We start from the raw sequence: 11,547 nt of genomic DNA on the forward strand, positions 1-11,547 counted from the left end.
GCAGGAGCGGAGATGGAACCCACAGAGCCCGTATGGATCGCCGACGTCGAACTCGATATCGGGCGCTATGCGTTGCGCCGCGGCGGCGAGCAGATCCGGCTCGAACGCTTGCCGATGGAACTGCTGATCCTGATGGCGTCGCGCAACGGCCAGCTGGTGACCCGCGCCGATATCGTGCGCGCGTTGTGGGGCGGCAATGCGTACCGGCAAACCGATAACAGCATCAATACCGCGATCCGCAAGATCCGCATCGCGCTTGGCGAGAACCCGGATGCGCCGCGCTATCTGCTGACGGTCAAAGGCAAGGGTTACCGGCTGGAAGGCATCCGGACGGCGGCAGCCGTGGAGGCATCGCCCGCGCCGTCGGCGGCGGCGCGCCTGCTCGTGCTGCCGTTCGGCAACCAGACGGGCGACCCGGCGCTCGACAGCTTCTGCGACGCACTCGCCGACGAGACCTCGGCGAACATCGGCATGCTGGACGCGAACCGTATTCTCGTCGTCGCGCGCACGACGGCGGCGCATTACCGGAGCGCGAAGAAGAGCATCGCGGAGATCGCCTTCGAGCTTTCCGTCGATTACGTGCTGGAAGGCTCGCTCGCGCGCGATGGCGGACGTCTGCGCATTCTCGTGCAGCTGATTCGCTGCTTCGATCAGGTGCAGGTGTGGCGCCACGCTTACGAGCCCGTCGCAAAGGGTGCGCTCGACATCCAGATGGAAGTGGGCGCGGCGCTCGCGCGCGAAGTGTCGCCGGCGCTCGGCGAGCAGTTTCAATTGCGGCTCGCGCGCCGTCTGCCCGTCGATCCGCGTGCGCACGACGCGTATCTGCGCGGCCGTTACTTCTGGACGCGCCGCGTGCATTTCGATGCGGGCTTCGCCGCGCATCACCTGCTGAGCGACGAGGACTTCATCCGCGCGCGCGGCTATTTCGAAGAGGCCGTCGAGCGCGATCCGACCTACGCGCTCGGCTATGTCGGGCTGTCGAACGTGTTCGGCGGCACGGCGGCGCATGGCTTCTATCCTTCGCTGCAAGGCTATCCACGGGCGCGCGAAACCGCGCTGCGCGCGCTCGAACTCGACAACGGCCTGCCTGAGGCGCATCAGGCGCTGGCCGGCGTGCATTACTTCTTCGACTGGGACTGGCGTCGCGCGGAAGAAGAGTTTCTGGAGGCGCTGCGCCTGAACCCCGAGCACGCGGAAACGAGTCGTTTATATGCGCGGCTCCTGCTCGTGCTCGGCCGCGAAGCCGAGGGACGCGCGCAGTTCGAACGTGCGGAACGGGCCGATCCGCTCGGGTTCGAAGGCTCGCGCATTTTCGGTCTCGTGCAGTCGGGGCGTTACGAAGAAGTCACCCGCGACTATCTGAGCGCGGGGCACGGCAACCGTTCGCCGCTCGTGTATCAGTTGCTGGCCATCGCGTTCGAAGTGCGCGGCGACTACGAGCGCGCCGTCGAGGCAACCGTCGATGCGCTCACGCGCTGCAACGAATTCACGCGCGCGGAAAGCGTGCGCGCGGCGTGGGACGCGGGTGGTTATGACCGGGTGTTGCAGTGGTATCTGCAGGACCTGCAGGCGCGGCGTCAGACGCGTTATACGTCGCCGTTCCTGTTCGCGGAACTCTACGCCCGGCTGGGACAGGCCGACGAGATGTTCCGCTGGCTCGAGGTGTCGCTGGCTGAACGCTCGCCGCGACTGTGCGAGCTGCGCACGAATCCGTGGTTCAACCACTATCGGTCGCAGGGAAAGTTCAGGAGTGTCGAGAAGCGGATCGGTTATTGAAGCGCGCCGCGTGCAGGCGCGATGCGCCGTGGAGGCGACGGCGCATCGCATGCGTGGCACTCACTTGCCGTGATAGAGGCTGGCGTTCAGCCGATGCTGCTCACCCGACTGCTCGGACCGCAGCAGATCCTGATAGACGTCGGAGCGTGTCGTACCCATCGCGCGTCCGGACTGGCCCACCGACGCGTCGGGCATGCCGCCGACGTCCTGCGCCGATTGCGCGACAGGCACGGCTGCGGGCTTATCCTGTGCCCATGCGTGCCCAACATATCCCACTGACAGAGCGACCGCGCAGGTCGCCGCGATGCGAAGCGTCTTCATAATCTGACTCCTTCGAAACGAATCGGATACGGTCAGCGCTGACTGGCCGGAAGGCGAAGCCGGAGGATTCGCGCCGTCCTCGGCAAAGCGGCGGGGCGTGGCGGGATTCGCTGCTTACATGGTGCAAGCCGCAGGAGGATGGCGCTATCGACAGAGCATGAAGAAATCATCAAGCCGCAGCCGCGCGGCGTGAGCGCGCGCGGCCTACAGCGTTTCCCACCGCCAGGCTTGCGCGAGCCGCTCGCGCAGATAGTCGACGAACGCGCGCACGCGCGGTGCGAGATGCTGGCTGTGCGGATAGATCGCGTGCAGCGGCGCGGCGGACATCGAATGTTGCGGCAGCACGCGGCGCAGCTTGCCCGCGAGTATGTCGTCGCCCACGTCCCAGATCGACTTCACGGCGATGCCGGCATCGGCGAGCGCGAACAGATGTGCCGCTTCGCCGTCGTTCGTGACGATCGCGGCATCGACGCGCACAGCGATGCTTTCGTCGCCTTCGAAGCGCCATTCCGCGCGCCGCTGGTCGCCGATCAGGATGCAGCGGTGCGAGGTCAGTTCGTCGGGATGCTTCGGCGTGCCGTGCGCCTGCAGATACGCGGGCGACGCGCACAGCACGCGAAAGTTCGGCGCGAGCGTGCGCGCGATCAGCGATGAATCGGCGAGACTGCCGAAGCGAATCGCGAGATCGAACCCGCTTTCGACGAGATCGACGACGGCATCCGTCAATTCGAGCTGGACAGTGAGCTGCGGATGAAGCCGCTGAAAATCGGCGATCAGCGGCGCGATCTTCTGCCGGCCGAGCTGGCCGGGCGCCGTGACGCGCAACAGGCCGCTCACTTCCTGGCGGCGTTGCGAAAGCAGTTCTTCCGCCTGCTCGATCTCGTCGAGTATGCGCACGACGCGCGCATGAAACAGCGCGCCTTCTTCTGTCAGCGTCTGACGGCGCGTGGTGCGCTGGATCAGCCGCACGCCGACGCTTTTCTCCAGTTGCGCGAGCCGCTTGCTGACGACGGACAGTGGCAGGTCCATTTCACGTGCCGCCGCCGACAGGCTTCCCGCCGAAACCACGCGGGAGAAGGCAATCAGGGCCGGCAGGCTGTCGATGCGGGTGTCGCTCATTCTTCTCAAAAAAGAAAGGATTCATCAATCTGGAAGTGGTATTTCTTCCAAGGCGCGAAGACTAGCATACCCATCAATCCGATCCGTTGCTTTTCTTCAAGGAGCCCATCATGTCGTTTCGTCCTGCTTCCCCGTTGCGTCGCGCGCTGTCCGCCGCGCTGGCTGTCATGTCAATGGCGGCTGTGCCGGCTTTTGCCGCTGTCGGGCACGACTCGCTCGTTCAGTCGCATCAGTTGACCGTCGATCACAGCCTGCCCAAAGCGCAACGCGACGCGCAGATTCTCGCCGCGCGCCGCTACGACACGTTCTGGAGCACAGGCGACGAAGCGCTCGCCCGCGCCGCGCTCGCGCCCGGCTTCACCGATCGCACGTTGCCGCCGGGCCGTGCGCAGGGAATCGAAGGGCCGCTTGCCGCGTCGAAGTTCGTGCGGGCCGCCGTGCCTGATCTACAGGCGGATATCGAGCAGATGGTGGTCAGCGGCGATCGCGTCGTCGTGCATCTGCGCTTTCACGGCCACTTCACGGGCGAATTCAAGGGCGTGCAGGGGCAGGGCCAGAACGTCGATTTCATCGCGACGGATATTTACCGGGTGGCGAACGGCCAGATTGCCGAAAACTGGCATCTCGAAGACAACCTGACGTTTTTGCAGCAACTTGGCGTCGTCGCGAAGTGACGGCGCGATTCATTCCCTTTCTTGAGCAAGGAGACAAACATGAATTCGCTTGAATCGAAACGCGTGCTGATCGTTGGCGGCAGTTCGGGCATTGGTGCGGCGGCAGCGAAGGCTTTCGCAGCGCTCGGCGCGCAGGTGACGATTGCGTCGCGCAATGCGCAAAAGCTGTCGGCGGCGGCACAGGAAATTGGCCACGGTGTGCAAACGGCTGAGATCGACACGACGGACGCCGCAGCCGTCGAAGCGTTCTTCACCGCGCAGCAGCCTTTCGATCACGTCGTGATTTCGGCTGCGCAGACGCCGTCCGGTCCCGTGCGCCAGTTGCCGCTCGACGACGCCTACAAGGCGATGGACAGCAAGTTCTGGGGCGCCTACCGCGTGGCGCGTGCGGTGAAGATCGCAGAAGGCGGGTCGCTGACTTTCGTGTCGGGTTTTCTCGCCGTGCGGCCGAGCAAGATGTCGGTCCTGCAAGGCGCGATCAACGCGGCGCTCGAAGCGCTCGCGCGCGGTCTCGCGCTTGAGTTGTCGCCCGTACGGGTGAACACGGTGTCGCCGGGATTGATCGCGACGCCGCTGTGGTCGAAGCTCACCGACGAGGCGCGCGACAGCATGTTCGAAGGCGCGGCGAACCGGTTGCCCGCACGGCGCGTCGGCCAGCCCGAAGACGTCGCAAACGCGATCGTCTATCTGGCGACGACGCCTTACGCGAGGGTTCGACAGTGCTGGTCGATGGCGGCGGTGCGATCGCCTGAACGGTTGAAGGCCCGTTACGCGAGCGTCGCGCCCCGGTCGGCGAGCAACTCGCGTAGCACGCTGCGATGGCAGCGGTTTTCGTGCTCGCAATAACAGCCGACCGAAAAATTCGCGGTGGCGGACAGCGCGGCGAGCGTGTCGAGCACTTTCGGCGCGTCGCCGTGGTTCATCTCCGCGCGAAACTTGCGCACGAAGTCCTTCCACTCGGCATCGGTTGTGGCCGACAGCGCTTCGTGAACGAGTTCCGGCGTGGGCGACAGCGTCGGCAGCCAGACGTCGTAGAAATTGCGGCTGCCGAACTCGGCCTTCGGCACGCCGCGCGGCGGACGCCGCACCGTGCCGATGCGCACGCCTTCATCCGGCGCGCGTTCCGATCCGAGTCGAACGATGCGTATGGCCATGGGATGCGGTCTCCTTTTTAGTTGTGTGAACTGTTATGACGCTCAACCGAGCGTGTTCTTCATCCCCAGCACGTCGATCCGGCCGATCTGCGGCGGCCCCGTGAACAGGTCGTCCGCGACACCCATCAGCGCCTTCGCGATCGGACCGTCCAGATGCGCCTGGCGGCCGGCCTCGTCGGGGAAGGCATCGAACACGCCGTAGGTCCGCTCGGCAATCTTCAGCGCGAACCAGATGGGCGTGGTGGTTTCCTGGTTCGCCAGTTCCAGTCCCTTCTGCAGAAACGCCTCGACGTCGGCTTCCTTGCCGGGCTTGGCCTCGAATCGCGCGAACAATGCGTACTTGATCATCGTCTGTCTCCTTTCGATGTGGCTTGCTGCGGGTCTTCCAATGTAACCGTATGTCGGTGGCAATGGCGACTTCGGTCAGGCGCACGCGACAATCGTTGTCAAACGATTTCATGGAAAACACCAAGTCATCAACAAGTTGTTTGACAACGTTGCGACGCGGGTGCTAATTTTCTGGCTTGTCAGCCACCCATCCGAACCACGAGATCTTATGAACGAGTCCCAGATCGTCGAGCGCGAGTTTGCGTCGACCGTGATGGCAGTCCCGCCGCTCGCGCGCCGCGCGGATTTGTCGCTCGATGTCGACGCCAACCAGAAACTGATCCGCCATATCGAAGCGGGCGGCGTGCGTACGCTGCTGTACGGCGGCAACGCGAATTTCTATCACGTGGCCGTCAGCGAATACCGCGAGTTGCTCGACATGCTGGCAGAAAGTGCGGCGCTCACCACGCGCGTGATCCCCGCCATCGGTCCGGACTTCGGCAAGATGCTCGACCAGGCGCGCGTCCTCGCGCAGACGTCCTATCGCACCGCGATGGTGTTGCCGCTGTCCGGCTTCACGACGCCGGCGGGCGTCGAAGCAGGCCTGACGCGTATCGCCGACGCAGCGGGCATACCGCTCACGCTCTATATCAAGAGCGAAGACTACGTGGACGTCGACACGCTGGCGCGCCTCGTCGACCGCGGCACGCTGATCGCCGTCAAGTACGCGATCGTCCGCGAGAATCCGGCGAACGATCCTTACCTGCGGCGCCTGCTCGAAAGCGTGAGCCCGTCGCGTGTGATCTCCGGCATGGGCGAGCGTCCCGCGCTCACGCATGTGCGCGACTTCGGCCTCGCCGCGTGGACCACGGGCAGCGGCTGTATCGCGTCGCATGCCGTGATGGGGCTGCTGGCCGCCGTGAAGCAAGGCCGCGACGCCGAAGCACAGCGTCTCTACGACGCGTTCATGCCGCTCGAAACGCTGCGCGACAACATCTCGCTGATCCGCGTGCTGCACGATGCCGTCACGTTCTCCGGTATCGCCGACATGGGTTCGATCCTGCCGCTGCTGAGCGAAACACCCGTCGAGCATCATGCCGCCGTTGCTCAGGCTGCGCGTGAACTGCTTGCGTTCGAGCGGGCGTACGCGTGACCGGTTTGAACGCATGAGCCGCGCAGCGTGCCGGGCACGCTGCGCGGCTCGCATCGCGGTGCATTTGAGGTGGCATCGAAGTGGAATTGAAGCAATACCTGGAGTGAGACGACGTGAGCAACAACGGCAACGAACGCAAGAAGAAGTCCCCCGACGAACTGCGCAGCCACCGCTGGTATGGCGTAAACGACCTGCGTTCGTTCGGCCATCGCTCGCGCACGGCGCAAATGGGCTACAGCCGCGAGGAATACGCGGGAAAGCCCGTCATCGCGATCCTCAACACGTGGAGCGAGATGAACCCGTGTCACACGCACTTCAAGCAGCGTGTGGAAGAGGTCAAGCGCGGCATCTGGCAGGCGGGCGGCTTTCCGATCGAGTTGCCGGTGCAGACCTTGTCGGAGCCGTTCCAGAAACCCACCACGATGCTCTACCGCAACTTCCTCGCGATGGAAGCGGAAGAGACGCTGCGCTCGTATCCCGCCGACGGCGTCGTGCTGATGGGCGGCTGCGACAAGACCACGCCCGCGCTGCTGATGGGCGCGATCAGCATGGACCTGCCAACAATCTTTCTGCCCGCCGGCCCGATGCTGCGCGGTAACTGGAACGGCGCGACGCTCGGCTCCGGTTCGGACACGTGGAAGTACTGGGCCGACCTGCGCGCGGGCAAGATCACGGAAGAGGACTGGCAGGGCGTCGAAGGCGGCATTGCGCGCTCGCCGGGCCATTGCATGACGATGGGCACGGCGTCCACCATGACGAGCGCCGCCGAAGCACTCGGCTTCACGCTGCCGGGTTTCGCGTCGATCCCCGCGCCGGATTCGCGCCACGCGCAGATGTCCGCAAAAACGGGCATGCGTATCGTCGAGATGGTGTGGGAAGACCTGAAGCCATCGGACATCCTCACCGTGAAGTCAATCGACAACGCGGTGACGACGTGCCTCGCGCTGTCGGGCTCGACCAACGCAATCGTGCACATGATTGCGCTCGCGCGCCGTGCCGGGATCGAACTGACGCTCGACCGTTACGACAGCATTTCGCGCCGCACGCCGGTGCTCGCGAACATCCGGCCGACGGGCGCGTACCTGATGGAAGACTTCTATTACGCGGGCGGCCTGCAGGCGATGCTCGCAGAACTGGGCGATCTGATCGACCGCTCGCAGAAGACGGTGAATGGCCGCTCGCTTGGCGAGAACCTCGAAGGCGCGCAGATCTTCAACGACGACGTGATCCGCCGCCGCACCAATCCGCTGATGCCGGACAACGGTCTGGCTGTCCTGCGCGGCAACATCGCGCCCGATGGGGCCGTCATCAAGCCGGGCGCGGCCGAGCCGTATCTGATGGTGCACACGGGCCGCGCGGTGGTGTTCAAGGACTACAACGACATGGCCGCGCGCATCGACGACGACGCGCTCGATATCGACGAGAACTGCGTGATCGTGTTGCAGCACGCGGGGCCTGTCGGTGCCCCGGGCATGCCTGAATGGGGCCAACTGCCACTGCCGAAGAAGGTACTGCAAAAGGGCGTGCGCGACATGCTGCGCATTTCCGATGCACGCATGAGCGGCACGAGCTATGGCGCCTGCGTGCTGCACGTGGCGCCGGAGTCGTTTATCGGCGGGCCGTTTGCGCTGGTGCGCGACGGCGACATGATCGAACTCGACGTGCCACAGCGCAAGCTGAACGTGCTGGTATCGGATGAAGAACTCGCGCGGCGCAAGGCAGAGTGGGTCGCGCCCGCGCCGAGATTCTCACGCGGCTACGGCGCGATGCATCAGGTGCATGTGCTGCAGGCCGACAAGGGCTGCGACTTCGACTTCCTGCAACGCGATGGCGCGAGCGAATCGGCGGGTGAGCCGGAGATTCATTGAACTGCTCCGCATCTGACGATAGAGGCGCAACGCCATCCGTGTCTGGAGACAAGAACAGAGCAACAAGAACGCGCGCAGCGCGAAGAAACCACGCAACAACATCAATAACCAAGCCCAGGAGGGGATACGGATGGAGAAGAAACACTATGCAGGCGTCAAGGCGGTGCTGGTGATCGGCGCGTCGCTGGCGACGGCGGCGCCCGCGTTCGCGCAAAGCAGCGTGACGCTGTACGGCATCGTCGATAACGGCATCGGTTATCAGTCGAGCTCGACGACGCTCGGTTCGACCACGGGCGGACATTCGGCCTTCAAGATGGTCACGGGCGTATGGGCGGGCAGCCGCTTCGGCCTGAAGGGCGCAGAAGACCTCGGTGGCGGTACGAAGGCGATCTTCACACTGGAAGAGGGCTTCAGCGCGAACAACGGCGCGATGTCGACGAGCAACCTGATGTTCAGCCGCCAGGCGTTCGTCGGCGTGTCGAACAGCACCTATGGCTCGCTGACGGCTGGCCGCCAGTACGCGTCGTACTACCAGCTGCTGTCGCCGTATAGCCCGACGACGTGGCTGACCGGTTTCTACGGCGCGCACGCGGGCGACGTCGACGGTCTCGATACGATCTATCGCGCGAACAATACGCTGCTGTACATGTCGCCGCAGCTTTACGGCTTCAAGTTCAGCGGCTCGTATTCGTTTGGCGGCGTGGCGGGCAGCGCGTATCAGGGCTCGACGTGGAGCACGGCGGTCCAGTATTCGCAAGGCCCGATCGGCATCGCGGTGGGCTTTTCGAAGATCAACAACTCGAACGTGAATGGCGGCACGTTCGGCACCGATACGACGACGTCGAACGCGGGCGCGCAGGCGGGCGTTTCGGCCGTGACCAACGGCTACCAGTCGGCACGCGCGCAGCAGCGCTTCGCCGTCGGCGGGGGTTATACGTTCAACAGCCAGTTCGACATCACGGCGACGTATTCGAACGTGCAGTACATTCCGGGCATCGGTTCGGGCTTCCACGACCTGTCGATCTGGAACTCGGGCGGCGTCGTGCTGCACTGGAAGCCGACGGCCGCATGGGATCTCGCAACGGGCTACGCTTACACGCGCGCGACGAAGGCCAACGGCATCACGAGCAGCGCGTCGTATTCGCAGGTCAACCTGTCCGAGTACTACTCGCTGTCCAAGCGTACGGGTCTGTATGCGTTGCAGGCGTATCAGCGCGCGAACGGCCAGACGCTCGGCACGGGCGGCCGCAGCATCATCAACGCCACGGCAACGATCGGCGACGGCTTCAATTCGACGCCGTCGTCATCGCGCAGCATGGTCGGTGTGGGCGTCGGCATGGTGCATCGGTTCTGACGCTGTACGACGTAGCTAAAGCAGGACAGGGCGCCGCGCTTGCGGCGCTTTTTTTATGGAGTGTGCGGGATAGCTGAAGCACAAAACAAAACCCGCCCGATGCATGAAGCGAGCGGGCGGGTTTTTCGGAACATGCAACGCGTTTAGCCAGCCGACTTAAACCTCGCCGCAAGCTGCTCGGCGTTACGCGCAAGCAGGCCGATGTCGGACCCAACGGCAGTGAACAGACAGCCGAGATCGATATAGTGCCGCGCAAGCGCTTCATCGCCGATCAGAATGCCCGCAGGCTTGCCCGTCGCGACAATGCGTTTGATCGCCTCGTCGACGGCTGCCTGCACATCGGGATGCTTGAGATCGCCCACGTGCCCGAGTGCCGCCGACAGATCGCCCGGCCCGATAAAGATGCCGTCGACACCTTCGACGGCCGCAATCCGCTCCAGATTCTGCAAGCCGAGCCGGCTCTCGATCTGCACGAGCACGCATAGTTCGCTCGCGCAAAGCTTCGGATAATCCTTGATGCGCCCAAAGTCCGACGCTCGCGCCGTCGATGCATAGCCGCGCACGCCTTCCGGCGGATAGCGGGTGAACGACACGGCATCGCGCGCTTCGTCTTCGGTTTCGACGTAGGGAATCAGCAGCGTTTGCGCGCCGCTGTCGAGCAGGCGCTTGATCGTCACCATGTCGTTCCACGGCGGCCGCACGACGGGATGCGTCGGCGTGCCCGCGCACGCTTGCAACTGGCTGTGAACCATCGGCAGTTCGTTGGGCGAATGTTCCATGTCGAGCAGCAGCCAGTCGAAACCCGAACCCGCCAGGATTTCGACCGACACGTTGCTAGCAAGGCTCGACCACAAGCCGATCTGCTGACGCCCGGCCTGCAGCGCGCGTTTGAATGGATTCTCCGGAAGCTTCATCGTGTTCTCCATAGAAGGGAACCGCAGGGAGTTGCAACACAGAGTGCGCCGGGCGGCGCGTCGATCAGCGCCGGACGTTGCGTTGTTCGGGCGGCGTGTAGTCGATCGTCACGAAGCCGCCGCCCTGAAAACGCTGCGCGACGGGGTCGAGCGGATTCGGCTGCTTCAGGATTTCGTCGGCGTAATCTTCGGCGTTCTGCTTCGGTTGATAGCCGAGCGGCGCTGCCGCGGAATTGTCCCAGTAGCTGCGCGTGTTGTTCGACACGCCCCAGACCGCCTGAAAACCAAGGTCGGGCACATTGATGCAACGGTCGATGAGATGCAGAAAATCGTCGTGACCAAGCCAGGTGCTGAGGTGCCGGAACTCCGTCGGCTTTTCGATGCAACTGCCGATGCGGATGCACACGCTCTCGATGCCATGCTTGTCCCAGTACATGCGCGCGAGCGATTCGCCCCACGCCTTGCTGAGCCCGTAAAAACCATCGGGGCGAAACGCGCAGTCGAGCGTGAGCTTGTCTTCGACGGGATACATGCCGATCGCATGATTCGAGCTCGCGAAGATGATGCGGCGCACGCCATGCCGCCGCGCGCCTTCATACACTTCGACGAGGCCGCGCAGATTGTTTTCGATGATTTCGGGCAGCGGCCGTTCGACGCTCGTGCCCGCCATGTGGATCAGCACGTCGACGCCTTGCATCAGCCGGTCGACCACGGCGGAATCGCGCAGATCGCCGTGCATCACGTCCTCGCCATCGAACAGCGGTTCCAGTGCGCGCGAGCCTGCCGCGGACCGCAAGTTCACGCCACGCTGGTTCAGCGCGGCGCGCAGGAAGCGGCCTAGCTGACCGCCCGCACCGCTCAACGCAATCTTTTTCGTCATGATGAAG

11 protein-coding genes and 1 pseudogene are annotated in these 11,547 nt (G+C 64.2%); 6 read left to right on the plus strand and 6 right to left on the minus strand.

Annotation, left to right across the window (positions count from 1 at the left end; translation table 11 throughout):
- Positions 1 to 12: 12 nt before the first annotated feature.
- The gene (locus tag C2L64_RS25415; RefSeq protein ID WP_007587649.1) at positions 13 to 1,776 is read left to right on the plus strand and encodes a winged helix-turn-helix domain-containing protein; all 1,764 of its coding nucleotides are present in this window, start codon (positions 13 to 15) and stop codon (positions 1,774 to 1,776) included.
- A gap of 60 nt (positions 1,777 to 1,836) precedes the next feature.
- On the opposite strand, the gene C2L64_RS25420 is transcribed toward C2L64_RS25415, so the two are convergent.
- Complete coding sequence (locus C2L64_RS25420) at positions 1,837 to 2,097, minus strand: hypothetical protein (protein WP_007587650.1); 261 nt, start codon at positions 2,095 to 2,097, stop codon at positions 1,837 to 1,839.
- A 204-nt stretch (positions 2,098 to 2,301) separates the two neighbouring features.
- Positions 2,302 to 3,216 carry a LysR family transcriptional regulator gene (locus C2L64_RS25425; protein WP_007587651.1) on the minus strand — a complete coding sequence of 305 codons (915 nt, stop codon included), beginning with the start codon at positions 3,214 to 3,216 and terminating at the stop codon, positions 2,302 to 2,304.
- 110 nt (positions 3,217 to 3,326) lie between these two features.
- Between C2L64_RS25425 and C2L64_RS25430 the strand changes: the two genes are divergently transcribed.
- Positions 3,327 to 3,890, plus strand: coding sequence for an ester cyclase (locus C2L64_RS25430; protein WP_007587652.1), 564 nt, complete (start codon positions 3,327 to 3,329; stop codon positions 3,888 to 3,890).
- Between the two features lie 39 nt (positions 3,891 to 3,929).
- Positions 3,930 to 4,642, plus strand: a pseudogene (locus C2L64_RS25435) (SDR family oxidoreductase).
- Positions 4,643 to 4,657: 15 nt separating this feature from the next.
- Here C2L64_RS25435 and C2L64_RS25440 read toward each other — a convergent pair.
- Together C2L64_RS25440 and C2L64_RS25445 are read right to left on the minus strand one after the other, a co-directional pair.
- Positions 4,658 to 5,044 carry a DUF488 domain-containing protein gene (locus tag C2L64_RS25440; protein WP_007587654.1) on the minus strand — a complete coding sequence of 129 codons (387 nt, stop codon included), beginning with the start codon at positions 5,042 to 5,044 and terminating at the stop codon, positions 4,658 to 4,660.
- Between the two features lie 42 nt (positions 5,045 to 5,086).
- Complete coding sequence (locus tag C2L64_RS25445; RefSeq protein WP_007587655.1) at positions 5,087 to 5,392, minus strand: putative quinol monooxygenase; 306 nt, start codon at positions 5,390 to 5,392, stop codon at positions 5,087 to 5,089.
- 208 nt (positions 5,393 to 5,600) lie between these two features.
- On the opposite strand from C2L64_RS25445, the gene C2L64_RS25450 reads away from it, so the two are divergent.
- The 3 genes from C2L64_RS25450 to C2L64_RS25460 all read left to right on the plus strand — a co-directional run bounded on the left by C2L64_RS25450 (position 5,601) and on the right by C2L64_RS25460 (position 9,746).
- A complete protein-coding gene (locus C2L64_RS25450) occupies positions 5,601 to 6,524 on the plus strand; it encodes a dihydrodipicolinate synthase family protein (RefSeq protein WP_007587656.1) in 924 nt (307 codons plus the stop codon).
- A gap of 113 nt (positions 6,525 to 6,637) precedes the next feature.
- Positions 6,638 to 8,392, plus strand: coding sequence for an L-arabinonate dehydratase (araD, locus tag C2L64_RS25455; RefSeq protein ID WP_007587658.1), 1,755 nt, complete (start codon positions 6,638 to 6,640; stop codon positions 8,390 to 8,392).
- A 130-nt stretch (positions 8,393 to 8,522) separates the two neighbouring features.
- The gene (locus tag C2L64_RS25460) at positions 8,523 to 9,746 is read left to right on the plus strand and encodes a porin (protein WP_103153723.1); all 1,224 of its coding nucleotides are present in this window, start codon (positions 8,523 to 8,525) and stop codon (positions 9,744 to 9,746) included.
- Between the two features lie 143 nt (positions 9,747 to 9,889).
- Here C2L64_RS25460 and C2L64_RS25465 read toward each other — a convergent pair whose 3' ends face one another.
- Together C2L64_RS25465 and C2L64_RS25470 are read right to left on the minus strand one after the other, a co-directional pair.
- Entirely contained in the window at positions 9,890 to 10,660 is a 771-nt protein-coding gene (locus tag C2L64_RS25465; protein WP_007577335.1) for an HpcH/HpaI aldolase family protein, read from the minus strand.
- 64 nt (positions 10,661 to 10,724) lie between these two features.
- Positions 10,725 to 11,540 carry an NAD-dependent epimerase/dehydratase family protein gene (locus C2L64_RS25470; RefSeq protein ID WP_007577336.1) on the minus strand — a complete coding sequence of 272 codons (816 nt, stop codon included), beginning with the start codon at positions 11,538 to 11,540 and terminating at the stop codon, positions 10,725 to 10,727.
- Positions 11,541 to 11,547: the final 7 nt, after the last annotated feature.

Source organism: Paraburkholderia hospita, assembly GCF_002902965.1.
GTDB classification, from domain to species: Bacteria; Pseudomonadota; Gammaproteobacteria; order Burkholderiales; family Burkholderiaceae; genus Paraburkholderia; species Paraburkholderia hospita.